A 25,111-nucleotide genomic window follows, 5' to 3' on the forward strand; every position below is an offset into this window, starting at 1 on the left:
GGGAATGTCGCCCTGAGCGGAGGCGAAGGGAATGTCACCCAGAGCGAAGTCGAAGGGAATGTCGCCCAGAGCGGAGGCGAAGGGAATGTCACCCAGAGCGAAGTCGAAGGGAATGTCACCCAGAGCGAAGTCGAAGGGAATGTCACCCTGAGCGAAGTCGAAGGGGGGCGTTGGGCTTCATGCTTCGACTCCGCTCAGCATGACAATCGACTCCGCTCAGCATGACAATCGACTCCGCTCAGCATGATAATGGGCTCTGCTTGTGTAATTCAATTTTAATAAATGATCATCGATAACATCAGTGGTAGTAGGGTAAAAGAATAAGCTAAAAAAGGGATAAAACCAAAAGCCCGCTTGTTAGGACAGGCGTGTTAAAACGCTCAAAAATCTTGTCCTGATAAAAATAATTATCGCACTATTGGGTTATCAGATAAATTTTAAACAGGCTCTAAATATAATTTCTCTACAAAACGCAAAAAATCCTTGCCCAAATTAATGAACAAGGATTTTTATATATCAAGCAAATCAGCTTTAAGCTTTATGCCCTCTGCTTTTTAAGATTACATCATGCCGCCCATGCCGCCGCCGCCCATTGGTGGCATTCCATGTCCTGCACCGGCTGCACCTGCCTCTTCAGGCTCGTCTGCTAATACACATTCTGTGGTTAGCAACATGGCCGCAATAGAAGCCGCATTTTCTAATGCTACCCTAGAAACTTTAGTTGGATCAATAACACCTGCTCCAATCAAGTTTTCGTAAACATCTGTACGGGCATTGTAGCCGTAATCTGCTTTTCCTTCTTTTACATTATGTACAACTATAGAACCTTCAATCCCTGCGTTGGCACAGATCTGACGTAATGGCTCTTCGATAGCTCTTTTGATAATTTTGATACCGGTATTTTCATCCTCATTTACGCCTTTCAAATCTTTTAAAGATTCTACCGCTCTAATAAAGGCAACACCACCACCGGCAACAATTCCTTCTTCAACAGCTGCTCTTGTAGCGTGTAAAGCATCATCAACACGGTCTTTTTTCTCTTTCATTTCTACTTCTGTAGCCGCACCAACGTAAAGAACCGCAACACCGCCAGATAATTTGGCCAAGCGCTCTTGTAATTTTTCTTTATCGTAATCAGATGTGGTGGTATCTATCTGGGCTTTGATCTGGTTTACCCTAGCTTTGATATCTTCTGATTTACCGATCCCGTTGATGATGGTTGTGTTGTCTTTATCAACAGTGATCTTTTCTGCCTGGCCTAAATAAGAAAGTTCTGCGTTCTCTAGTTTGTAACCTCTTTCTTCAGAAATTACGGTTCCGCCTGTTAAAATGGCTATGTCTTCTAACATTGCTTTTCTTCTATCGCCAAAACCTGGGGCTTTAACGGCGGCAACTTTCAAAGATCCACGGATTTTGTTAACTACCAAAGTGGCCAAGGCTTCACCGTCTAAATCTTCTGCAATGATCAAAAGTGGTTTGCCGGTTTGAACTTGTTTTTCTAATACAGGCAACAATTCTTTCATGTTGCTTATTTTTTTATCGTAGATCAAAATGTAAGGGTTTTCTAGTTCAACCTCCATTTTATCTGCATTGGTAACAAAGTACGGGGATAGGTAGCCCCTATCAAACTGCATACCTTCTACCGTTTTTACTTCTGTTTCTGTACCTTTTGCTTCTTCTACGGTAATTACACCATCCTTACCCACTTTGGCCATCGCCTCAGCTATCAAAGAACCGATAACATCATCATTATTTGCAGAGATAGAAGCAACTTGTTTGATCATGTTGTTATCATCGCCAACGGTTTTAGATTGTGATTTTAAATTAGCAACAACGGCGGCAACCGCTTTATCGATACCACGTTTAAGATCCATTGGGTTTGCACCCGATGCAACGTTCTTAATACCTGCGGTAACTATGGCCTGCGCCAAAACCGTAGCGGTAGTTGTACCATCGCCCGCAATATCAGCGGTTTTTGATGCTACCTCTTTTACCATTTGCGCACCCATGTTCTCTAAAGAATCTGATAATTCAATTTCTTTAGCAACCGTTACACCATCTTTTGTGATGATAGGCGAACCGAATTTCTTATCGATGATCACGTTTCTACCTTTTGGACCCAAAGTTACCTTAACCGCATTGGCCAAAGTATCTACACCGCGTTTTAAAGCATCGCGAGCTTCTACATTATATTTAACTTGTTTTGCCATTTTTTTATTTTTAGAATTGAGTAGTTAGTATTGTGTATTGAGATTACACGCATTTAAACTATCAAATTTTATTTTTTTATTTTTTTAATTATCACTGATGCAAAGCGTCTCATTACTCACATCTTTTTACTCTTATCACTGATGCAAAGCGTCTCATTACTCACATCTCTTTACTCAATACTTACAAAATTGCGTAAATATCGCTTTCCCTCATGATCAAATACTCTTTCCCCTCGTAGGTAATTTCTGTGCCCGCATATTTGCTGTATAAAATTTTATCTCCTACTTTAACATCCATCGGGATTTGAGCGCCCGTGGAATCTGCAAATTTTCCGTTCCCTACAGCTACAATAACTCCTTGAGATGGTTTTTCCTTTGCGGTATCGGGGATGTAAATTCCCGAAGCGGTTTTCTCCTCTGCAGCAGCAGCTTCTACCACTACTCTATCTGCGATAGGTTTAATGTTCATTGCCATAATTAATCTGTTAATCTGTTATTTTTTAAAGTTTTTATTTTCTGATACCAACCGTACATAGAATATGCCAAAGGAAAAACAGCTGAATTTTTTACAGTATAAGTCAGCTATGTAATTTATAAGATAAATTGTTAATGTCAGGTTGTCAGTAATGATGGGATTTGGTTTTATGATCTAAACCATTTGTTTTTTTTAGGATCTATTTTGTTTACTTAGCTATTTTAAGAGGTATGATGATAAAGAATTATTTGGGTTTTAAACAATGGGCCTGCGGGCGGATTTATTTTTTTTCATCCTGTGGGTTGCTATATTCTATACAAATCAATATGAAACGATGTTAAAAATTATGGTTTATTTACAATATAAGAGGGCTGCCACCCCCTGAGCGAAGTCGAAGGGGAGCGAAGTCGAAGGGAATGTCACCCTGAGCGAAGTCGAAGGGGGGAGCGGAGGGCTTTATACTTCCCAAAGGCCATCAAAGGCCACTTAACTACAAAACGGCTGTGCTTTTAATAATTAACTGTAAAAAACGTTAATGGTAGCGGAGCCTGAGGACAAAAAAGCCGCTGCTCTTATCCCTAAAAACCCACAAATTAAACCTTTTTTCCCCTTGTTTTTTTAACCTTTGCAAACAGGGTATCTTTCTTGGTCATTTCTTCATAAAGCTTAAAGAGGTAGGCCAAACGCTCGGCATCGTTTTCAAAAGGGGCCAAACGGTAAATTTGCTCTATGGCAAGATCTAGGGCTTTGTGCGCTTGCCGCAACCCGCTGGGCATGGTATCTGGGTTGTAAAGCCACGCCATGGTTTTCTCTGGGAATTTTGCCCGCTCATCCATTATATCATAAACATACTCGTTAATGAGGGTTTTTTGCTTGGCGGTGGTTTCTGGGAAGGGGAAGGTGTTGTAACAGAGTTTAGCCGAATAACGGTAATCTGTTTTCAGTTTGCCGCCCACCGCACTTACCCACACCATGTGCATTTTAGAATGGATGATACCGAATTCAAGAGCGGTTGCATTTGGTAAAATAAATGATGAATAATTGGCGATAACATCTTTAGTTAAAAAGCCTATGGGAATGTATTCTCTATTTTCTGATGAAACAACGGGTATCATTAAATAATCAGAATCTGGTTGTCTATCTTCCATAAACAAAAGAGGTTTATCCGCATATTTTCTAGTTTGAGTTTTCGGGCTTCTATTCCTAAATCTTTTGACATTCTCAACCCTTAATTGTATTTCTGGGTTGTTTAATATATCAGTCGGTTTTGCATCTTTAAGCCATAAACAATATCTTTTATAGCTATTAATTAGTTCTTGAGAGCCAATAAATTCTCTCACTAAGTAAGCCTGTTCTGGATATTTGATTTTAAAGGCTTTTGCTTGTTCTTCAGTTGAGAATAGAAAATTTCCATCATCAATTGCAGCGTTGCCTTTCATCATTGGTCGAAATTTAGAAAGAGGTAATGGAAGTTCATCGATATATGAATCAGCAGCATCCAATAAATATCCATTTATGTTTTTTACCTCTTTGGTAATATTTGTAAAAAGATATTTAGGCTGGTTGCTTTTATTGCGCAATCCAACATTTATAACCGTTACGCCAGCATTGCCCCTTGCATTGTTTGTCCATTTAAAAGATTGATGTGCAAAAGAAATTTCAATATTTTTATTTAAAATCCTTGGCCAAGTAAGAGCAACCGCCAAACCTTGGCAAATAGAATTTGTAGCTACAAAAGCTAATTGGGCATCGTATCCTTCAATATATTTTGCTCCTTTATAAAACCAGGCAGTAACATAATCCAAACTTTTAAAATCCCTACCAAAAACCAATTGCATATCGTCTTTTTGGTTGCTGTCTTGGTTTCGGCTCCCCAAATATGGCGGGTTTCCCAAAATATAGATCTCATCGTTTGCGCCACGGGGGCAAACTTTTTCCCAGCTCATCCTGGTGGCATTTCCACATGCTATGTTGCCCGCTTGTTTTAAGGGCAAAATGGGTTTGCTTTGTCCAAGGCCTTCAAGACGATCGTCAAAAACCTTGTTCATCTGGTGCTCTGCCAGCCAAAGGGAAAGTATGGCCATTTCGTGGGCAAAATCTTTGATCTCTATGCCGTAAAATTGCGATAGCTGTATGCTGGTAAATTGCATAGGCAGGGTTAGGCCTTGTTGTATGCTTAGTTCTGCTATACGCTTGATCACCTCAATTTCTAGCAGACGGATCTCTTTGTAAGTGATGATCAAAAAGTTTCCGCTACCACAGGCGGGATCAAAAAATTTGATACTTCCTAAACGGGCGATCAGCTTGTTTAGCCCGCTGATGCTGTTGTGCTGTTTTTCAAATTCTTTGTTTAGGGCGTTTAAAAAAAGCGGTTCTATCAGTTTTTTGATGTTTGGCACAGAGGTGTAGTGCATCCCTAGGTCGCTGCGTTCTTCGGGATCGGCAACGGCCTGTATCATAGAGCCAAAAATATCCGGGTTGATCTCGCTCCAATCCAAATTGCCGCATTCTAATAAAATACGTCGCGATTTGGTGGTAAAGATAGGGGCTTTGATACTGTCTCTAAACAAGCCTCCGTTTACGTAAGGGAAGTTTTGCAAATGCTTGGGGAAGTCGCCGTTTTCGGTATCCAACTTGGTAAAAAGCTCGTTCAAAAACTCGTGTACATCGGCACCGTTGGCTTGTGTATGCTGGGCAAGGGTATCGGTAAATATGCCCACCTTATCAAAAATATCGGTATCCTCGGCAAAAAAACAAAACAGCAAACGCGATAAAAACAGGTTTAAAAGATGGCTTTCTTTGGCGTAATCGGGGTTATCTTGCACCAAAATATCGTATAAACGGGCCAGCTGGTAACTTGCCTCACGATCGGCCTTGTTATCGTTCTTAGATCTATAAACCTCTGCACCGCTAAGTGGCAAAAAGAAATCGTAATAGCTGGGCAGCTCTAAAAGGGGTATATCTATATTAACATTGGTTTTAAGGTCTTTGGCAACAATAAGCTGATGGTCCGTAACGATGATGAACCTTGGCTTTTGCTTCAATATCCGTTCTTCCTTGGCAAAAGCATCAACCCGCAGGTGCAGATCTGTTGCGGCATGGGCATAAAAGAGCTTGTTTTTGTAAAGTGTTTCCCCTTCTGTATCAGACATATTGAAATCGCCTTTTTTTAAGCGCAAAACAGAGGTTTTAGAGCTTCCATAAGCCAAAAGCAGATCATAGATAAACTCTTCTTTGTTAAAATTGGCAACCAGTACGTTTAAATTGCTGATTATTTCTTTAGAGGTCATGAATCCAAAAGTAGGAAATTGTTTGTTTAGTTGGTTGGGGGGTAATTAAATGAATTTTGGATGAGGGAGGGGGATGGATTTTGAAGGGATTATCATAGCCACTTTTTTATGCCGAGCGGAGCGGAAGCATAAAACCCAATGCAACCCTCTTTAAACCTGTTGCTTGCCCAAAATTTACAAGTTCCACATTTTTGGGCCAAAAGAATATTTTAATCTTTTAGACTATTTTTTTTGCCCTTTTAAAACAAATTTTATGTTAATTGCTTTATTAAGCTAAGAGAAGTTAGAATGAGAAATATCAAAGCTATCCACAAAACAGTTTATTCGCCGGTTGATGATTTGGAAACTTTTAGGGCAATCCCCACGCAAAGCATCAATTATTTAGATCCTTTTCTTTTTTTGAACCACCATGGCCCACAATTTTATGTGAAAAACAACAATGGTTTGCCCTTTGGGCCGCATCCGCACCGTGGTTTTGAAACCTTAACCTATGTGCTTAAAGGCGATATCGCCCATCAAGATTCTACCGGGGGCGAAAGCGTGATCAAAGAGGGCGGCATACAATGGATGACAGCGGGCAGCGGTTTGATACATTCTGAAGTTTCTTCACAAGAATTTATGCAAAATGGCGGCAAAGTAGAAGTTATACAGCTATGGCTAAATTTGGCCGCAAAAAACAAAATGGTAGAACCAAATTACAGGGGTTTAACTTTTGAGGATATTTGCCACTTTGATCTTGATGGTGGGAAAGTTAACGTAGATCTGATCTCTGGTAATTGGGACAAACATAAAGGCCCTATTGATTCTTTGAGCAATTTAACCATGGCAAGTATCAGGCTTAAAGCCGATGCAAGATTGAGCTTAGAAGTTGACGAAAAAAACGAGATCTTGTTTTACCTGGCCTATGGCGAATTAGTTGTTAACGCAACAGAGATACAAAAACACCAATTGGTACAGTTTGAAAACAAGGGTAGCGAGATTAGCATAAAAGCCAATAGCGATAGCTACCTGATCTTTGGTTACGGGAAACCTTTTAACGAACCAATGGTTGCCCAAGGGCCTTTTGTAATGAACAGCCAAGAAGAAATTATGGCAGCCTATGCCGATTTTAGATCCGGAAAAATGGGTAAATGGCGATAGGGTTTAATTTAAGCACATTTCTTCTAATATGTTCTTCAAACCGGGATAAAGGCTCATCAACTCTTTCTTTTTGGCCATCTCAAAATCTTCAAAATCAAACCCTGGGGAAACCGTACAGCTTACCAGTCCGTATCCTTTATAATTTTTCATTCTAGAGGCAAACCATGTATTTGCAGGGATAGTTGCCTGTAAAACTTCGCCGTTCTCTAAGTTATTGCCCAACAGCATTGTTTTCAGTGTATTTTCTTCTATATAGAGTATCTCTAAAGTTTCCCCAAAATGATGGAACCATTGTTCGTCTGATCTTATTTTGTGAAAATGTGATTTATTTTGATCTGCTAACAAAAAAAATATAGCGGTAGAAACATTTCTTTTATTTCCATAGATGTTTACTATTTCTTCTTTTGCCCTGTAAGTTTCTTTGTAAAACCCACCTTCGGGATGAGGCTTTAAGCCTAGTTTATTGATGAAGTATTTTGCGGTTTTCATTCTTTAAAATTAAGAATTTATGCTAGAGATTTAATAAAGCTTAATCTTAAATATCCAAGTGTGGTAAACAAAATATTTTTATTACTTTCAACCATAAAAAGAAGAGGTTCTGTTTATTTCATGGCCAATAAATATCGTACAAGGTTGTATATTGGTTTTTTTTTGCTTTATGTTTGATGCTCAACATCATCCAAAAGAAAAACAAGATTAAAAATAACCTACAAACTTTGCGTAAAAATGGAATCATCGTCTCAGATGGGAAGGCTTGGCAGATGTCTAAAACCGAATAAATTATCCGGGTTTAGACGGATATTTTAGACGTAAAAAATCATAACTTATTGATTTACAAAGCTCCCCTCGGATATTTTTAAAATAAATTAGACGGATAATTATCCCAACATCAATCACATTAAACCAAAAAATGAATTACGGCCCACGCTTGCAAGAAATTATCAAACAATTAGGTTTAGCCAAAGAAAACATCTTATACCTTACCATAAACAATAGTTTTTTGCATGATATCCGCCTAGGCGAAAAAAATGTAGAATACCGTGATCTAACCGATTTTTACCTACAAAGGTTTTTTAAAAAAGACGGTAAGGGCAATTATACCATACCAAAAAACATTACACATTTATTGTTACAGGGCGGCTACCTGTCCAACAGCCCACGTATGTTGGTGCAATTGAAAGGTATAGTGATCGTTGGTTCTTTTAAGCATCCTGCCGATATGGATACCGATGGTTTCCCTTGTGATGAGGATCGCATCAATTTGTTATTGGCAAATATCGAATATGATTCTGTTACAGAAAACGGCGATACCGTAGTTATTACCAATCCTAAGCCTCGTCAAAAGCGTGAAAAAGTAATCATAAACCACCCAGAATATGTAAAGCCCATCAACTTGGTAAACGTTACCTACGCCCAAACGGGCCAAAGCAAAAAAACCGATGAATTGGGGATGCGGGAGATGCAGCAAAAAGCTTATGCAGCAAGATCGGCAAAATACCTTTTGTTGAAAGCGCCGCCTGCATCGGGCAAATCACGGGCATTAATGTTTATTGCTTTAGATAAATTGATCAACCAAGGAATTAAAAAAGTGATTGTTTCTGTGCCAGAACGTTCTATCGGTAGCTCATTTAGCCCAACAGAATTAAGCAAATACGGTTTCTTTGCAGATTGGGAACTTAGCCCAAGGTATAACCTTTGTACGCCCGGTGGCGAAAAAAACAAAGTAGAGGCCTTTGTTAAATTCTTGGAAAGCGAAGAGCGCATTTTGATCTGTACCCACGCCACTTTGCGTTTTGCCTTTGAAAGTTTAACACCAACAGATTTAAACAATTGCCTGTTGGCGATAGATGAATTCCACCATGTATCTGCAGATGGCGAAAACCGATTAGGAGAAGTGATACGCAAGGTAATGGAAAAATCTACTGCCCATTTGGTAGCCATGACGGGCTCTTATTTTAGAGGAGATAGCATACCTGTTTTATTGCCAGAAGACGAAGCCAAGTTTACCAACGTTACCTATAATTATTACCAGCAATTAAATGGCTATGATCATTTGAAATCTTTAGGTATTGGTTACCATTTTTACCAAGGGCGCTATTACAAAAAGCAACCAGATAGAGAAATATCGGCCCTAGAAGAGATCTTGGACGAAGATTTAAAAACCATCATCCATATCCCCAGCGTAAACTCGGCAGAATCATCTAAAGAAAAGCTAGAAGAAGTTGGGCATGTGATAGATTGTATTGGAGTGATGGAATACCAAGACCCTGAAACGGGGATCATGTATGTGAAGAGTAAACGCAGCGGGCGCATATTAAAAATTGCCGATCTGGTTAATGATAACCTTAAAGAAAGAGACAAGGTGGTAGCTTATTTACGCGGCGTTAGCACTGCAGATGATCTTGATATGATCATTGCTTTGGGGATGGCCAAAGAAGGCTTCGATTGGCCATTTTGCCAACATGCGCTTACCATTGGTTACCGGGGCTCGCTTACAGAAATCATACAGATCATAGGCAGGGCAACCCGAGATAGCAATAATAAATCACACGCCCAGTTCACCAATTTAATTGCCCAGCCAGATGCCGTTGACGATGATGTGAAATTAGCCGTTAACAATATGCTAAAGGCCATTACCGCCTCGTTATTGATGGAACAAGTATTGGCCCCCAATTTTAAATTCAAACCGAAATTTGATGATGATAGGGATGATGCAGAGGTTGAAAATAAAGAAGATGGAAGGATCATAAAGATCAGAGGGTTTAAAATGCCAACATCGCAAAGGGCAAAAGACATCATAGAAAGCGACCTTAACGATTTAAAGGCCAAAATTCTGCAAGATGACGTGATGTTACGGGCAATGCCTGGCAATATTGATGCAGAAGTGATCAATACGGTAATTATTCCAAGGATCATTAGGGAGGTTTATCCAGATTTGAATAAAGATGATTTGGAGGCGGTTAGGCAACATATTGTGGTAGATTCTGTAATGAAAAACAGTACCATAGAACAACAGGGCAACAAGCAGTTTTTAAGGATGGCAGGTAGTTTTGTTGATATTGATCAGATAGAGATTGATCTGATAGATAGGATCAATCCTTTTCAAAAAGCTTTCGAGATTTTATCAAAATCTGTAACAGCATCGGTATTAAGGGCCATACAGGATACCATAAATGTGGCTAAATTAGAAATGACCGAAGCGGAAGCCATACTTTTGTGGCCAAAGATTAAAGAATGGGCGGCCGCACACGGAGAACCCAATCTACAATCACACGACCCAAAAGAGCAACGCTTGGCAGCAGCTTTGATATTTTTAAGAGAAGCTAGAAGAAAAAAAATGGTACAAAATGATTGATTCTTTAGACGATATTTTTAACGATGACGAGTTTGGGTTATTGAGCCAGAAAGATAAACCAACCAACCTAAGATCTGATGAGGATAGGATGATAGATGCTTTTGAAGAGATCAATAACTTTTATGAGCAAAATGGCAGGGAACCAGAAAAAGGAAGCATGTCTGAGTATAACCTTTTGGCCAAATTAAAAAGCTTTAAAACCGATGAGAAAAAGAAAAAAGCTTTAAAACCTTTTGATAAGTTCAATTTATTGGGAGAGGTAGAATTGGAAATGCCATCTTTAAGCCAAATTATTGAGGAAGACGATTTAGGTTTACTGGATAACGATGCCGACCTTTCCATTTATGCTTTTAAACATACGCCCAAACCAGATAAAAGGGCAGAGGCCGATTTTGTTGCACAAAGAAAAGCGATAACCGAAAGGGATTTTACAGAATACGAAGCGATGTTTTTTAAAGTACATCAAGAATTAAAAACAGGTTTACGTAAGCTGTTACCTTTTGAAAACATGGAGAAAAACCTGCAAATAGGTAATTTTTATCTGTTAGATGGCATATTGCTTTACCTAGAAGATGGGGATTTAGAGAACAAGCCTCAAGAGTTAAAATCTGGGAATAGGCTAAGGCTTGATGGTAGAACAAAGATTATTTTTGAAAATGCCACAAAATCTAATATGTTGTACCGTTCTTTAGGGAAAATGCTCTATAAAGGCGGTAAAATTATCACTCGCCCTAGTACTTTAGCAAATGAAGATCTAAAAAATAATAGCATAATTGTTAAGGAGGATAATCTACAAACCGGGTGGATCTATGTCTTAAGATCAAAATCATCAAAGCCAGAAATTGCCAATTTGCAAAACCTCTATAAAATAGGCTTTTCTACCACAAAGGTTAGCGATAGGATAAATAATGCAGCCAATGAGGCCACTTATTTATACAGCGAAGTAGAAATTATAGCCTCCTACCTATGTTATGATATAAATATCCATGCTTTTGAAAACCTTATCCACAGATTTTTTGCCAACAACTGCTTAAATATTGATATTTATGACAAAAACGGAAAAAGGCAAACACCAAGAGAATGGTTTATGGTGCCGCTACCGATAATAGATGAAGCAATCAATTTGTTGATAAACGGGAGCATCATCAATTATAGGTATGATGTTGGTTCAGAATCTATCCTTCTAAAATAAAGATTATTCTATCATTACAACATTCCTTCTAAAAACCTATCCACTTACCTTTGCCCAAGTATCTTTTAAGGTAACCGTTCTGTTAAAAACCAAATTTTCTGATGTAGAATCTGCATCTAAACAAAAATAACCTTTACGTATAAATTGGTAACGCCTATCTGGGTTATCTGCCAGTTGTTGTTGTGCGTTTGCCAGATCAGCTTCTATATAGGCTTTCTTTAAAACCACCAAACTCTCTGGGTTGATGTATTCTTTAAAGTCGCCTTCTTCACGGTCTGGCTCTTCAGAGATGAACAATCTATCGTATAACCTCACTTCGGCAGTTTTTGCATGCCTAACGCTTACCCAGTGCATGGTACCCTTAACTTTTAAACCCGAAGTATCCTCGCCAGATTTTGATTCTGGGAAATAAGTACAATGTATTTCGGTTACATTACCTTCCTCGTCTTTTACAAAATCGTTACACCTTACAATGTAGGCATTCTTTAAACGGCTCATTAAGCCCGGGCCCAGGCGGAAGAATTTTTTTGGTGGCTCTTCCATAAAATCATCACGTTCTATCCAAAGCTCTCGGCCAAAAGGGATTTGTCTTTCGCCATCATGCCCTTCAACCTCTGGGTTGTTTTCGCCATGCAGCATTTCTTCTTGTCCTTCTGGATAGTTGGTGATCACCATTTTTATGGGGTCTAAAACTGCCATCCTTCGCCAAGAAGTTTTGTTTAGATCCTCACGGATAAAAAATTCTAGCAAGCTGTATTCTATTAAGTTTTCTCTTTTGGCAATGCCGATGCGCTCGCAAAAATTACGGATAGAAGATGGTGTAAAACCCCTTCTTCTTAAACCGCTGATGGTTGGCATACGTGGATCATCCCAGCCGTTCACAAAATTCTCGTTAACCAATTGCAACAATTTTCTTTTACTTGTTACGGTATAGTTTAGGTTTCTACGGGCAAATTCATACTGGTGCGATGGATAGATCTCCAATTTTTCTATCAACCAATTATAAAGATCACGGTGTGGGATAAATTCTAAGGTACAAACCGAATGGGTAACCTGTTCAATGGCATCACTTTGGCCGTGGGCAAAATCATACATAGGGTAAATGCTCCATTTATCTCCCGTACGGTGGTGTTTGGCATGTTTTATACGATATAAAATGGGATCACGCATTAGCATATTTACGTGTGCCATATCAATTTTTGCCCTTAGGGTTTTGCTGCCATCAGGGAAATCCCCGTTTTTCATCTGGGCAAAAAGTGAGAGGTTTTCTTCTACCGTACGGTTTCTGAAAGGAGAATCTTTTCCCACTTCGGTTGGTGTACCTTTTAAGGTTGCCATTTCCTCTGCACTAAGATCATCTACATAGGCTAAACCCTTTTCTATCAGTTTTATGGCAAAACCATACAGGGTATCAAAATAATCGGAGGCGTAAAGTTCGTTTTCCCACTTGAAGCCTAGCCAAGCAATGTCTTTTTTGATCGCATCAACATATATGGTCTCTTCCGTAACGGGATTGGTATCATCAAAACGAAGATTGGTATAACCTTTGAATTTTTTTGTTAGCCCAAAATTTAAGCAGATAGAACTTGCATGCCCAATGTGCAAAAAACCATTTGGCTCTGGTGGGAAACGGGTTATGATCTTATCGTATTTGCCAGAACTAAGATCGTTCTCTACAATCTCTTCAATAAAGTTTAATGATTTTTCTTCAGACATGCTTAATAATTACAAGGATATTTCAAGGCACAAAAGTAAGAATTTTTAAATGAGGCTATCCCAAAAATTGGTGTCATTCCGAATTTATTTCGGAAACTTATCAAAATGAGTTCTCACATAGTTTGCCAACTTGAAAATGAGATATTGAATACGCCAGTTGGCGGGCAGCATGACAAATCTTTTAATTTTGAGGTGGCTTTCTATTTAAAAGTAATTTGATGTAAATTGAAATTTTTTAAATGATGTGGTTTAAGCGTTAAGGATAGAAACGGATACCGGCCTGTGAATAAGGCCTTGTGGCGTATGAGTGGATAGCCTGTTAAAACGCCCAAAAAATTATCATCTATTATGAAGACCCACGCCTATTTAATCTTCTTCTATATTGGTATCTAAAAAATGGTGGACTGCTTTATAATGCAAATCAAAAGCTTCGGCTACACCCCTGTAAACCACCTCACCATTGATAATATTGAGACCTTTTAACAGTTCATAATTATCTAAGCAAGCTTTTTTCCAGCCTTTATCCGCCAATTGTAACACATAAGGGAAGGTGCTGTTGGTTAAAGCAATGGTAGATGTATAAGGTACTGCGCCCGGCATATTGGTTACGCAATAGTGCAGAATACCATCTACAATATAGGTAGGGTTTTCATGCGTGGTAGGTTTGCAGGTTTCTATGCAGCCACCTTGATCTACAGAAACATCAACCATTACCGTCCCAGGCCTCATCAGTTTCAGCATATCCCTGGTGATTACCATAGGCGATTTGCCTCCGGGGATCAATACTGCCCCAACGATCAAATCGTGGTTGGCCACCAATTTTCTGATGTTATATTCGCTACTGTACATGGTAACCACGTGGGGCGGCAAAATATCGTTCACATATCTTAACCTTTGGATATTGGTATCAATAATGGTTACGTGAGCGCCCAAGCCCGATGCCATTTTTGCGGCCTGTACGCCAACAACGCCCGCCCCAATGATCAAAACTTTGCCCGGGGTTACGCCAGGTACCCCACCCAACAATATGCCGCGGCCCATTACAGGTTTTTCTAGGTACCTTGCACCTTGTTGTATGGCCATCCTACCTGCAACTTCGCTCATGGGCACTAAAATGGGCAAGGTTTTATCGGTTGTTTCTACGGTTTCATAGGCTAAACATATCGCACCGCTATCTAACATGGCATGTGTTAGTTTTTTGTTTGATGCGAAGTGGAAAAAGCTGAAGATCAATTGGTTTTTGCGGGTCATCTTATACTCATGCTCTTCTGGTTCCTTAACTTTGATGATCATATCTGCCCTGCCCCAAACTTCATCCTCGGTAGATATGATTTCTGCGCCTGCTTCTTCATAATCATCGTTTCTAAAACCGCTAGCAGCCCCAGAATGTGTTTCTATTAACACTTGATGACCTCTCTTTACCAGTTCATGAGTGCCGGCAGGGGTTAAGCCTACCCTGTTCTCATTGTTTTTCATTTCTCTAGGTACACCAATAATCATATAATCAATATTTTTTAATAAAAATAATTATTTATTAATAAAAGTAGCATATTTTATTGAAATTAATAATCTTTTTGTTAAAACGATAAAAAAGTCATAAAATAAAGGATGAATAACTTGGGTTTTGAAAAGAGATTTTAAATTGTAAATTTATTTTTTGAAAATGATAATCCGAGAAGAGAAAGACCATTACCTTTTTATTACGCAACATGATCATGCTTATATAGCGGGAGAAATGTTTTCTAACCTAAGGAAAGAGTTTGTGCCAGATAAGCATTATGAATCTTTAAAATTTGCCATCCATCAACACGATAGGGCTTGGCTGGTGCCAGATTCTCACCCTTTAATGGATGATCTTACGGGTAAGCCATTTTCTTTTTTAAATTACCCCGAAAAGCTAAAATTGCAATTCTATAAATTTGGTATAGAGCAAGTTAATTTGGCCAATTCTTATGCTGCCATATTATGCAGTATGCACTATTGCAGTTTGCTAAAACATAGCGTTACAGAAGAGGCCAAGGTTTTTTTGGATAGGGAAAAATCGCGTCAGAAATTTTTGTGCAACGGGCTTAAACTTTCGCAAAACGAAGTAGAGATATTGGATTATCAGTTGAAAATACTGAACCTTTGTGATAATATTGCCTTATATGTTTGCATGACAAGCCCAGAGACCCGTAAAGATCAAGAACACCCTATGTTTGTGAACGGGCTTGATAATTCTAATTTTTTTAACCAGTACGGTTACAGGGGCATTGTGCCCACTTTTATACAAGGTAAGCTTAAGGTTAAGTTTAGTTATTCTCCTTTTGAAAATCATTTTGACGTTAAAATCGCTTTTAGATCGGTCCCAAAAGATCTAATAAAAGAGGTGGGCCTAGCTACTGCCTATCATGATGCAAGATCAAACTACTACGCCTTGCGTATTACCTAAATATTTTTACCGATTAAAACCTGCCGTTTACCGAGTTTATACTGCCATTTATCGGTTTTGCATTTGAAGATTTTCTAAGGGCTTGTAGTTTTACACCATAATTTAAAAGCAAAATGAAAGATCAAGAAATAAAGAGAAAGCATAATCCCAATGGAAAAAGGATAGTTGGGGCAGCTATATTGGTTGTTGGTGTGGTTTTATTTGCGAACCAGATGGGCATATTTATGCCAGATTGGATTTTGAGCTGGCCAATGTTATTGATTGTTATTGGTTTGGCAAACGGGGTTAAACATAATTTTAGAAATTCTGGCTGGTTGATCATGGTTTTGATCGGAGGGGTTTTCTTGCTAGAAAAGATAAGCCCAGAATTATCTGTTTCTAAATTTACATGGCCTTTAGTTTTAATGGGTTTGGGTATTTGGTTCATTTTTGGGAAAGGATTTAAAGCGGGCAATTGCAGCAGGAGGGGCAGAAGAAGGTGGGATAATTTTGATCCCGCTTATCAAACCTCAAACAACGGCTTTGAAAACGAAGCCACAAAAAATGACGGGCCTGTAGTTGATCAAAAGCACCAAACTACGGGTGACGAATATATAGACAGCGTATCTATTTTTGGTGCTACAAAGAAAAATATCCTATCTAAAAACTTTAAAGGGGGCGATATACTTACCATTTGCGGTGGCTGTGAGATCAGTTTGATCAACGCAGACATCAACGGGATGGTAATTTTAGACGTAACCCAGGTTTTTGGGGGGACCAAGATTGTAATCCCTCCCACTTGGGACGTATCGGTAGAAATGTCGGCAGTTTTTGGCGGTGTAGAAGACAAAAGATCATTGGTGCAAGTTTTACCCGATAGAAGCAAAGTTTTATTGATCAAAGGTTCTTCTGTTTTTGCCGGCATAGAGATCAGGAATTTTTAATATCAGAAACGGTTTAAACTAATAGTAAATTTTAAACAAGCTCTTAAAATAAAAAACAATGAATTGGTTTGTAGCAAAAATGGTATTCCAAATCGAGGGTTGTGAAAATTCTTACCCTCAGTTTGACGAACAATTAAGGTTGATAGATGCCGTAAACGAAGATTTGGCTTTGGAAATGGCACATCAGCTAGGTTATCTGTACCAAGATGAGGTTAAATCTAACAACCAAGAAACCGTAAAATGGAAATTTATAGCTGTAACCGAAATACAATATCTTGGAAATTTGGAGCAGGGGAAAGAAATCCATTATAGAATTGTAGAACCAGATAATGCCGACATTTATTTAGATTTGGTTTACCATAAAACCCAAAGTATTAAAAAAAGAAAAATAGCATAATTTGGCAGCCTCCCCATTTTCGAGCAGCAAATTCAAATGGACATTTTTGTGCATCATGCTGGTTTTTGCCGGCCTTCATTTTTATACGCTTTATAGTTTAAATACCAGTTTTGCCTTGGCTTTAAAAGACAGTGTGCTTTCTAACCTTATTTTAGGCCTTTTATGTTGGCTCATTTCTAATAATCTTTCTTATTATCGCCCCAAGGGCAACAAATATATTTATGTAGTTATTTGGTGCCTCATACTTTCCGCACTTTATGTTGCCATTATTAGGTATGTGATAATATCATCCTTTAAGGTTGGTTTTTTAGATGAAAAAATCTTAAATTTTTCTTTGCCAATTAGATATGCTTTCTGTTTTTTATTGATCGGCTGCATGACGGCCATAAGCATCTTGTTTTACAACCAACAAGAAAAGCAAGAACTAGAACAGCGCAAAAACGAGGCAGAAAAATTAACAAAAGAAGCAGAATTATCATCTTTGAGAGAAAAGCTGCAACCCCATTTTTTGTTCAACAGTTTAAACTCTATCAGTGCATTAACGCTTTCTAAGCCAACAGAAGCTAGGAAAATGACGCAACAACTCTCTGATTTTTTACGAGGAACTTTAAGGCAAGATGATGCCCTAACCAGCTTAAAATCAGAACTAGCGCATTTAGAGCTTTACCTAGAGATAGAAAAAGTAAGGTTTGGTAATAGGTTAAACACGATCATAAAAACCGATGAAGAATCTTTACGGAAATTTATCCCACCCATGCTTTTGCAGCCCGTTGTAGAAAACGCCATCAAATTTGGGCTTTATGATACCTTGGAAGCGGTAAACATCAACATCCAAACAAAATTTAAGCAACCAAATCTAGAAATCAGTATTTCAAACCCCTTTGATGCCCAAACCGCACATCCAAACAAAGGTACGGGCTTTGGGCTAAACAGCATCAAAAGGAGGCTGGCGCTACTGTTTAGCAGAAACGATCTATTAAAAACATCAATAACAGAAAACCAATTTATAACCACTATTTTAATCCCACAAACCTCATGATCAAAATCTTAATTATTGATGACGAGCCTTTGGCAAGAAACATAATAGTACAATATCTTTTGGCTTACGCCGATATGGAGATCGTGGCAGAATGCGGCAACGGATTTGAAGGTTTAAAAGCCATTAATGAACACCAACCGCAATTGATATTCTTGGATATTCAGATGCCGAAGATCACCGGTTTTGAAATGTTAGAATTGTTGGATGAGATGCCCGCCATCATCTTTACCACCGCTTATGACGAATTTGCGTTGAAAGCCTTTGAGGCCAATGCGATAGATTACCTGCTAAAACCATTTGATCAAGAAAGATTTAACAAAGCAGTAGATAAATTTTTGGCAAATAACCAATCCCAAACAGATCATCAAAAGATAAAAATTGAGCGTGTTGCACAGCAAACAAATACGCAGAATGAACGCATTGTGGTTAAGAGCGGGAATAAGATAAAGATCATTTCTATTTATGATATTACCCATTTAGCTTCTGACGATGATTATGTAAATATTTACACCAGCGATGGCGTTTTTATGAAGAACCAAACCCTAACTTTTTTTGAACAGAATTTGAACAAGAAACTTTTTGTTAGGGTACATCGCTCATACATGGTTAAGATAGATCAGATCACAAAGTTAGAGCCTTATGAGAAAGAAGGCTACCTCATCATCTTAAAAACAGGAGAAAAAATACCGGTCAGCAAAACAGGTTATCCAAAATTAAAAGCAGTTTTAGGGATTTAATCTCCCAAAGATGTATCTTCGTAGCCATGTCGCTTTTTGATGTTAAAAACCAAATGGAAGCCCTTGTGCGTGAACTTAAACAGCACAATTACAATTACTATGTTTTGGCCATGCCCTCCATCTCTGATTATGATTTTGATCAAAAACTAAAACAGTTAGAAGCCCTGGAAAAAGCCAATCCCCAATTTTTGGATCCCAATTCGCCCACACAAAAAGTAGGGGGGGAGATAACCAAAAACTTTAGGACCATTGTGCATAAATGGCCAATGATGTCTTTGGGGAATACTTATAACGAGCAAGATCTAATAGATTTTGATCAACGGATAAGAAAGGCCATAGGCGATGATTTTGAATACGTTTGCGAATTAAAATTTGATGGTTTATCCATGAGTTTAACCTACCAGAACGGCAAATTGTTAAGGGCGGTAACCCGCGGTGATGGCACAAAAGGAGATGAAGTTACGGCAAACGTAAAAACCATACGCAGCATCCCAACCCAAGTTAGCGGCAACCAAATGCCCACCGAGTTTGATATACGGGGGGAAGTGTTTATGCACAAGGCCGCCTTTGAAAGGTTAAACGAAGAGCGTTTAGAGAACGGAGAAGCAACCTATGCAAACCCAAGAAACTTCGCTTCTGGCACCGTAAAAATGCAAGACTCGGCAGAAGTGGCAAAACGCCCCTTAGATTGTTTCCTTTATTTTTTTTATAGCGATAAAAACCCATTTAAAACCCATTGGGAAAGTTTGCAGGCGGTAAAAAGTTGGGGATTTAAAATCTCTGATGAAAGCAGGCTTTGCAACAACATTCAAAACGTTTTAGATTTTATTGCAGAATGGGACCAAAAGCGCTTTAAACTGAGTTACGATATTGATGGGATCGTTATAAAAGTAAACAGTTACGCCCAACAACAAGAACTGGGCTTTACGGCAAAATCGCCTCGTTGGGCAATCAGCTATAAATTTAAAGCCCAAGAGGTAGAAACAATTTTAGAAAAAGTAAGCTACCAAGTTGGGCGTACCGGTGCAGTAACACCGGTAGCAAATCTAAAACCTGTTTTACTGGCCGGCACAACCGTAAAAAGAGCCACGCTACACAACGCAAATGAAATAGAAAGATTAGACCTTCATGAAAACGATACCGTTCTGGTAGAAAAAGGCGGCGAAATTATACCAAAGATCATTAAAGTTAACCTAGCGAAACGCCTGCCTTTTGCTCAAAAAATAGCATATATCAACCGTTGCCCAGAGTGTGGTACAGAATTGATAAGGGAAGAGGGCGAAGCGGTACATTATTGCCCAAATGATGAAGAATGCCCACCACAAATTGTTGGGAGGATGCAACATTTTATCAGCCGTAAGGCGATGAATATTGAAGGGATAGGGGCAGAAACTGTAGAGGCTTTCTTTCAAAAAGGGCTATTAAGGCACATCAGCGATATTTACGATTTAAAAAACCATCAAAACCAATTAAAAGCTTTAGACCGTTTTGGAGAAAAATCAATCGTAAACCTTCTTGAAGGGGTAGAGAAATCTAAAAATATGCCTTTTGAGCGGGTTTTATTTGGGTTGGGCATTAGGTACGTTGGTGCTACCGTTGCTAAAAAATTGGCACAACATTTCAAAAACATAGATCGTTTATTGAAAGCTAATTTTGAAGAATTGATAGCTGCCGATGAAATTGGAGAACGTATTGCCCAAAGCATTTTAGATTATTTTGCGGATGATAAGCACATCCAAGAAATTAATAAACTGAAAGCGGCAGGATTAACTTTTGAAATTGAAGAAAAGGAAGTAGTTTTGGCTTCGGAAAAATTAAGCGGGCAAACGTTTATCATATCTGGTGTTTTTGAAAATTTTAGCAGAGATGAGTTAAAGGATATGATCGAGGCAAACGGAGGTAAGATTTTAAGCGGCATTTCTGCAAAACTAAATTACCTGGTAGCTGGAGATAATATGGGGCCATCTAAATTAGAAAAAGCCAATAAAATGCAAATCCCTATCATTTCTGATCAAGACTTGCTGGCATTGATAAGCAACTAGATCACTATAACAGTAAAAAAACAAAATGAAAGATTTGATAGATCAAGTACGGTTAAAGTTTGGGTTTAGGCAGTTAAGGAAAGAAACAAACAAACAGATGCGTAAAAACGAATCTGTATCTTTAGATAATGCAAAAAATATAGGCATACTGGTCAATATCCAAAATCAGAACCAGTTAACAGAAGCCGAAAAAATTGTTACAAGTTTATCAGGATTTGATAAAAAAGTAAGATTATTGGGTTTCATTTCTGATAAAAGCCTAAAATTGAAATCCAATATCATAGACCTAATCTCATTAGATGATGTGGAATGGAATTTAGTGCCCAAGAAAGATAAAATCAAAACATTTGTTAATAACGAGTTTGATATTCTCTTAAACCTTTGTACAGAAATCTGTTTCCCTTTGGTTTATATTACCGCCTTATCAAAATCCCTGTTTAAAGTGGGTGCTTACGATAAAAAGAACTCGGCATTTTTCGATTTTATGCTTGCAACGCAGCAACACAGTATTACCGGCTTCACAACAGAATTAAGATACTATTTAGATAAAATAAAATGAGCAGTTTTTTTGGGACCGGTGTAGCCATGGTTACCCCCTTTCTTGAGGATGGAAGCGTTGATTTTAGCGCACTAGAAAAAACCATTGAACACTTGATCAATGGAAAAGTGGAGTACATTGTTGTAATGGGTACCACGGCAGAGTCTGCCACATTAAGCAAAGAAGAAAAGCAAGAAATTTTTGGATTTACCGCTCAAAAAGTAAATAAGCGCATTCCGCTGGTTGCAGGTTTGGGGGGCAACAATACCGCAGAAGTGGTAAAAGCCGTTAGCAATTTCGATGTTGAAGGATATGAAGCCGTACTTTCTGTTGTCCCTTATTACAATAAACCAAACCAAGAAGGCATTTATCAGCACTATAAGGCTGTGGCCGAGGCTTCAAAACTACCGATCATATTGTACAACGTACCGGGAAGAACCGGTATAACCATGTCTGCTGCAACAACCTTGCGCTTGGCAAAAGAAAAAAACATCATCGCCACAAAAGAGGCATCGGGCAATTTTGATATTTTTAACGAGATAGCGGCCAACAAACCAGAAGATTTTCTTTTGATTTCTGGAGATGACCCAGTAACCTTACCCATGATTGCCTTAGGGGCAGCAGGGATAATCTCTGTGATAGGTAACGCAGTTCCGTTTCAACTTTCAGAAATGGTGCGCAAATGCTTAAAAGGAGATTTTAAAAGTGCGCATGCCGCCCATTTTGGTTTATTAGAGTTTACTAAATTATGCTTTGTAGAAGGTAACCCGGCAGGCGTAAAAGCAGCGATGAAACAATTGGGCATTTGCAAGGATCACTTGCGTTTACCGCTGGTAAAGGTTACCGATCAAACTAGGGCTCAAATTGTAAATGAAATAAAGAAATTGTTTAAACAGGCTTAATTCTTGTAACCCAAGGCCTGTTTTTTTAAAATTCGCTATTCCATAACCCTGCTTCTTTGATAATAATTCTTGTTTAACAGGCCAAGGTATAATTGTATGTTCAATTATTTTTAGGGTTTAAATTCATTAGTTTTTTACCGATTTTTAACCTCATTACCTAAAACAGTTAATAAAATGCAAGCTATGGTTAAAAGTTATCCTTTTTATGTTAAGTTAACTTGTGTGCTTCTAAGTATTATAGCAATATGTTATATCGCTATCTTTACCAAAGAAATTTTATCGCCACTTATATTTTCTTGCTTGTTTTCTATGGTTTTGTTGCCATTGGCTACATTTTTTGAGAATAAGCTTAAATTCCCTAGAAGCGTTGCCGCCATAATTTCTGTTTTGCTGCTTTTGAGTGCAATTGTATTGCTGTTATATTTTATCGGCACACAGGTTGGTAAACTAGCTAACGATTGGCCCCAATTCCAACATCAACTCAATATAACCATTGATAAAATGCAAGATTGGATAGAGAGCACCATGAACATCAATGCCAAAAAGCAATTAACTTATGTGCATGAGGCCACAAATAAGCTGTTATCTTCAAGTACCGTTTTTGCTACTGCAACATTGCTTTCTTTATCCTCTACATTGTTGTTCTTGGTTTTTACTTTTATCTATACCTTCTTCTTTCTTTTTTATAGGCGGTTAATCAAACGTTTTTTATTGATTGTTTTTTTAGAAGAGAACAAAACCATTGTAACAGATGTGATAGAAAACGTTCAGTACATGATCAGGAAATATATCATCGGTTTATTTTCTGAGATGGCCATAGTTACAGCGGTTGTATGTTTGGCGTTTTGGGCTTTGGGAGTAAAATATGCCATACTTCTTGGTTTAATTACCGGCATCCTAAATATCATACCTTACTTGGGGATTTTTGTAGCCATGATCTTAAGCGTACTCATTACTTTTGCTACAGCTAGTATATTATCAAAAACATTGCTTGTATTTATCACCATCGTAATTGTTCATTTAATCGATAGCAATATATTGTTGCCGGTAATTGTAGGCTCAAAGGTTAGAATAAACGCATTGGTTACGGTTTTGGGAGTTATAATTGGCGAAATGCTTTGGGGTATTTCTGGTATGTTTTTATCTATCCCTGTTTTTGCGGTTTTAAAAATTATTTTTGATAGGATTGAAAGTTTTAAACCTTGGGGGATGTTGATGGGGGAAGAAGCCGAGGAACTTGAAATTTTAGAAAAAAAGCGCTCTCTTAAAAACAAAACGATTTGAACTGTTAATAATAGAATTAATACTTTCTATAGAATATCTAAGAGTAATTTATTCTCTAATATTTTCAAATCAATGAGATTTTGCTCTCATTAATAATTTCTAATAATTAAGGATTTTTAAGAGTTTGTGATTCCAATAAATCTACCTTTCGTCCCAATAAATTTTTCCATACTATTGAAATTAAGGTTACAAATTAGTTTTTAAATTTATCCTAAAAAGCTTCTCCCAAAGAAATATAAAAACCAGAAATCCTTTTCTCTCCTATGGGTTTTTCTCCCAAAGCATAATCGAACCTTAAGGCCAAACCTTTCTCAAGATCAAAGAAAATCCGGCCACCAATTCCATAGGTTGGTTTAAAACTGTTATCACTAAAATTCCCCTTAGAATATACTTTTCCGGCCCCGCCAAAAGCAACCAAACCAAATCTTGGTACTGGCCTATATCTTATCTCGGCTTGTGAAGTAATCAAATTTTCATCACGATAACGCCCCGTATAATAGCCACGCATAAACTGATCGTTTCCTAATTGCCTCAAAACATAAAAGGGGATGGGATGGCTACTACTTAAAGATTCAAAAGTGGCGTTTAGCCCTAGGTTTATTTTATCGGATATTTTGTGGAAATTTCTCACATCTGCGGTAATTATAGAGCCTTCAAAATTTGGGGCGCCAAAAAAATCTGGTGAAAAACCAAACTGTGTTTTAAAATAAATCCCGCTAGAAGAATAAGAAACATTATCTCTGGTATCATAAAAGAATGTCCCCTTAAAAAATAAAAACTGCCCTCCATTTTTATCCACGTAATTGGGGTTGGTGGTATAAATCCCCCCAATCTCTTTATCGGCATAAACCAAATTTTCATACTCCACACCGCCGCCTAAATAAAGTTTAGGGATAACTTTTTTCTCTATTTCTGCATTTAGCCTCAATCTTTTAAGGTTCAGAAGGTCTTCATCGGCTAAACGGGTATTATTCCCTGTTCCGTAAAAATTAAATGTTTGATCATAGTATTTGGTCTCAATTAAATAATGATAATTGTTTTTTGGTGCCCAAGCATCTGTTTTAAAGCTAAGTTGTAATTGCTTTTTAGTACTAAAAGCCGCTACCCCATAAATTTGGGATGCTTTGGTCTCTTTGTCTTTATAGTCGGTATAGAAAGAATATATCCCGGCCGCACCAAACTGAAATCCAGCTTCTTGCGAAAACCCAATGAGGGGGACAGGTAAAAAACTGTTATGCCTAGTGGTATCGTTAGAAAAAAGCTTTTCTATAATTTTATTTTGTGCGGAAGCGCAAAACGGCGAAATAGATATAATGATGGAGTAAAAGAATTTTTTCATTAGTTTAATCAAAGCTGCAAAGTAATGCAATTTCCACGTACAATTATCAATCCTTTTCTTTTGATCGGTCCTAAAATCCTATTTTTGAAAAAAAATAGTAT

Annotated in this window: 19 protein-coding genes; 12 read left to right on the forward strand and 7 right to left on the reverse strand. The window is 38.1% G+C overall.

All coding sequences use genetic code 11. From position 1 onward, the window contains the following. Positions 1 to 560 precede the first annotated feature (560 nt). From groL to I5M32_RS10150, 3 genes are all read right to left on the reverse strand, one after another. On the reverse strand, positions 561 to 2,210 hold the full coding sequence (gene groL, locus I5M32_RS10140; protein WP_200586125.1) for a chaperonin GroEL: 1,650 nt from the start codon (positions 2,208 to 2,210) through the stop codon (positions 561 to 563). Between the two features lie 181 nt (positions 2,211 to 2,391). Continuing rightward, on the reverse strand, positions 2,392 to 2,685 hold the full coding sequence (groES, locus tag I5M32_RS10145; protein WP_200586126.1) for a co-chaperone GroES: 294 nt from the start codon (positions 2,683 to 2,685) through the stop codon (positions 2,392 to 2,394). Between the two features lie 593 nt (positions 2,686 to 3,278). Next, positions 3,279 to 5,975 (reverse strand): class I SAM-dependent DNA methyltransferase, encoded by a 2,697-nt coding sequence (locus I5M32_RS10150; protein WP_200586127.1) that lies wholly within the window; start codon positions 5,973 to 5,975, stop codon positions 3,279 to 3,281. 288 nt (positions 5,976 to 6,263) lie between these two features. Between I5M32_RS10150 and I5M32_RS10155 the strand changes: the two genes are divergently transcribed. Continuing rightward, on the forward strand, positions 6,264 to 7,115 hold the full coding sequence (locus I5M32_RS10155; protein WP_200586128.1) for a pirin family protein: 852 nt from the start codon (positions 6,264 to 6,266) through the stop codon (positions 7,113 to 7,115). A 3-nt stretch (positions 7,116 to 7,118) separates the two neighbouring features. On the opposite strand, the gene I5M32_RS10160 is transcribed toward I5M32_RS10155, so the two are convergent. Beyond that, positions 7,119 to 7,604 carry a cupin domain-containing protein gene (locus I5M32_RS10160; RefSeq protein ID WP_200586129.1) on the reverse strand — a complete coding sequence of 162 codons (486 nt, stop codon included), beginning with the start codon at positions 7,602 to 7,604 and terminating at the stop codon, positions 7,119 to 7,121. Between the two features lie 421 nt (positions 7,605 to 8,025). On the opposite strand from I5M32_RS10160, the gene I5M32_RS10165 reads away from it, so the two are divergent. Continuing rightward, positions 8,026 to 10,470 (forward strand): DEAD/DEAH box helicase, encoded by a 2,445-nt coding sequence (locus I5M32_RS10165; RefSeq protein ID WP_200586130.1) that lies wholly within the window; start codon positions 8,026 to 8,028, stop codon positions 10,468 to 10,470. Continuing rightward, positions 10,463 to 11,662 (forward strand): GIY-YIG nuclease family protein, encoded by a 1,200-nt coding sequence (locus I5M32_RS10170; RefSeq protein WP_200586131.1) that lies wholly within the window; start codon positions 10,463 to 10,465, stop codon positions 11,660 to 11,662. Before I5M32_RS10165 ends, I5M32_RS10170 begins: the two co-directional genes overlap by 8 nt. A gap of 36 nt (positions 11,663 to 11,698) precedes the next feature. Here I5M32_RS10170 and I5M32_RS10175 read toward each other — a convergent pair whose 3' ends face one another. Both I5M32_RS10175 and ald read right to left on the reverse strand, forming a co-directional pair. Beyond that, entirely contained in the window at positions 11,699 to 13,378 is a 1,680-nt protein-coding gene (locus tag I5M32_RS10175) for a glutamine--tRNA ligase/YqeY domain fusion protein (RefSeq protein WP_200586132.1), read from the reverse strand. A gap of 366 nt (positions 13,379 to 13,744) precedes the next feature. After that, positions 13,745 to 14,878 carry an alanine dehydrogenase gene (ald, locus tag I5M32_RS10180; RefSeq protein WP_200586133.1) on the reverse strand — a complete coding sequence of 378 codons (1,134 nt, stop codon included), beginning with the start codon at positions 14,876 to 14,878 and terminating at the stop codon, positions 13,745 to 13,747. 163 nt (positions 14,879 to 15,041) lie between these two features. Here ald and I5M32_RS10185 point away from each other — a divergent pair, with 163 nt between their 5' ends. From I5M32_RS10185 to I5M32_RS10225, 9 genes are all read left to right on the forward strand, one after another. After that, on the forward strand, positions 15,042 to 15,809 hold the full coding sequence (locus tag I5M32_RS10185; RefSeq protein WP_200586134.1) for a DUF3891 family protein: 768 nt from the start codon (positions 15,042 to 15,044) through the stop codon (positions 15,807 to 15,809). Between the two features lie 113 nt (positions 15,810 to 15,922). Beyond that, positions 15,923 to 16,732 carry a LiaF transmembrane domain-containing protein gene (locus tag I5M32_RS10190; RefSeq protein WP_200586135.1) on the forward strand — a complete coding sequence of 270 codons (810 nt, stop codon included), beginning with the start codon at positions 15,923 to 15,925 and terminating at the stop codon, positions 16,730 to 16,732. A gap of 58 nt (positions 16,733 to 16,790) precedes the next feature. Beyond that, positions 16,791 to 17,129 (forward strand): DUF4288 domain-containing protein, encoded by a 339-nt coding sequence (locus tag I5M32_RS10195; RefSeq protein ID WP_200586136.1) that lies wholly within the window; start codon positions 16,791 to 16,793, stop codon positions 17,127 to 17,129. A 1-nt stretch (position 17,130) separates the two neighbouring features. Further along, positions 17,131 to 18,168: a sensor histidine kinase gene (locus I5M32_RS10200; protein WP_234461930.1), complete on the forward strand. Its 1,038-nt coding sequence runs from the start codon at positions 17,131 to 17,133 to the stop codon at positions 18,166 to 18,168. Then, entirely contained in the window at positions 18,165 to 18,905 is a 741-nt protein-coding gene (locus tag I5M32_RS10205) for a LytR/AlgR family response regulator transcription factor (protein WP_200586137.1), read from the forward strand. The genes I5M32_RS10200 and I5M32_RS10205 overlap by 4 nt, the downstream gene beginning before the upstream one ends. A 26-nt stretch (positions 18,906 to 18,931) precedes the next feature. Continuing rightward, the gene (gene ligA / locus I5M32_RS10210; protein WP_200586138.1) at positions 18,932 to 20,947 is read left to right on the forward strand and encodes an NAD-dependent DNA ligase LigA; all 2,016 of its coding nucleotides are present in this window, start codon (positions 18,932 to 18,934) and stop codon (positions 20,945 to 20,947) included. A gap of 25 nt (positions 20,948 to 20,972) precedes the next feature. Then, positions 20,973 to 21,506 carry a DUF6913 domain-containing protein gene (locus tag I5M32_RS10215; protein WP_200586139.1) on the forward strand — a complete coding sequence of 178 codons (534 nt, stop codon included), beginning with the start codon at positions 20,973 to 20,975 and terminating at the stop codon, positions 21,504 to 21,506. Continuing rightward, the gene (gene dapA, locus I5M32_RS10220) at positions 21,503 to 22,387 is read left to right on the forward strand and encodes a 4-hydroxy-tetrahydrodipicolinate synthase (RefSeq protein ID WP_200586140.1); all 885 of its coding nucleotides are present in this window, start codon (positions 21,503 to 21,505) and stop codon (positions 22,385 to 22,387) included. The genes I5M32_RS10215 and dapA overlap by 4 nt, the downstream gene beginning before the upstream one ends. Before the next feature lie 183 nt (positions 22,388 to 22,570). Next, a complete protein-coding gene (locus tag I5M32_RS10225; protein ID WP_234461935.1) occupies positions 22,571 to 23,671 on the forward strand; it encodes an AI-2E family transporter in 1,101 nt (366 codons plus the stop codon). Between the two features lie 211 nt (positions 23,672 to 23,882). On the opposite strand, the gene I5M32_RS10230 is transcribed toward I5M32_RS10225, so the two are convergent. After that, positions 23,883 to 25,010 carry a BamA/TamA family outer membrane protein gene (locus I5M32_RS10230; RefSeq protein ID WP_200586142.1) on the reverse strand — a complete coding sequence of 376 codons (1,128 nt, stop codon included), beginning with the start codon at positions 25,008 to 25,010 and terminating at the stop codon, positions 23,883 to 23,885. Positions 25,011 to 25,111 lie beyond the last annotated feature (101 nt).

It is taken from the genome of Pedobacter segetis, from assembly GCF_016623585.1.
Classification (GTDB): Bacteria; Bacteroidota; Bacteroidia; order Sphingobacteriales; family Sphingobacteriaceae; genus Pseudopedobacter; species Pseudopedobacter segetis.

Coding starts and splice junctions, on each gene's coding strand:
- groL (WP_200586125.1), bottom strand. CDS start 2,210: ATGGCAAAACAAGTTAAATATAATGTAGAAGCTCGCGATGCTTTAAAA.
- groES (WP_200586126.1), bottom strand. CDS start 2,685: ATGGCAATGAACATTAAACCTATCGCAGATAGAGTAGTGGTAGAAGCT.
- I5M32_RS10150 (WP_200586127.1), bottom strand. CDS start 5,975: ATGACCTCTAAAGAAATAATCAGCAATTTAAACGTACTGGTTGCCAAT.
- I5M32_RS10155 (WP_200586128.1), top strand. CDS start 6,264: ATGAGAAATATCAAAGCTATCCACAAAACAGTTTATTCGCCGGTTGAT.
- I5M32_RS10160 (WP_200586129.1), bottom strand. CDS start 7,604: ATGAAAACCGCAAAATACTTCATCAATAAACTAGGCTTAAAGCCTCAT.
- I5M32_RS10165 (WP_200586130.1), top strand. CDS start 8,026: ATGAATTACGGCCCACGCTTGCAAGAAATTATCAAACAATTAGGTTTA.
- I5M32_RS10170 (WP_200586131.1), top strand. CDS start 10,463: ATGATTGATTCTTTAGACGATATTTTTAACGATGACGAGTTTGGGTTA.
- I5M32_RS10175 (WP_200586132.1), bottom strand. CDS start 13,378: ATGTCTGAAGAAAAATCATTAAACTTTATTGAAGAGATTGTAGAGAAC.
- ald (WP_200586133.1), bottom strand. CDS start 14,878: ATGATTATTGGTGTACCTAGAGAAATGAAAAACAATGAGAACAGGGTA.
- I5M32_RS10185 (WP_200586134.1), top strand. CDS start 15,042: ATGATAATCCGAGAAGAGAAAGACCATTACCTTTTTATTACGCAACAT.
- I5M32_RS10190 (WP_200586135.1), top strand. CDS start 15,923: ATGAAAGATCAAGAAATAAAGAGAAAGCATAATCCCAATGGAAAAAGG.
- I5M32_RS10195 (WP_200586136.1), top strand. CDS start 16,791: ATGAATTGGTTTGTAGCAAAAATGGTATTCCAAATCGAGGGTTGTGAA.
- I5M32_RS10205 (WP_200586137.1), top strand. CDS start 18,165: ATGATCAAAATCTTAATTATTGATGACGAGCCTTTGGCAAGAAACATA.
- ligA (WP_200586138.1), top strand. CDS start 18,932: ATGTCGCTTTTTGATGTTAAAAACCAAATGGAAGCCCTTGTGCGTGAA.
- I5M32_RS10215 (WP_200586139.1), top strand. CDS start 20,973: ATGAAAGATTTGATAGATCAAGTACGGTTAAAGTTTGGGTTTAGGCAG.
- dapA (WP_200586140.1), top strand. CDS start 21,503: ATGAGCAGTTTTTTTGGGACCGGTGTAGCCATGGTTACCCCCTTTCTT.
- I5M32_RS10225 (WP_234461935.1), top strand. CDS start 22,571: ATGGTTAAAAGTTATCCTTTTTATGTTAAGTTAACTTGTGTGCTTCTA.
- I5M32_RS10230 (WP_200586142.1), bottom strand. CDS start 25,010: ATGAAAAAATTCTTTTACTCCATCATTATATCTATTTCGCCGTTTTGC.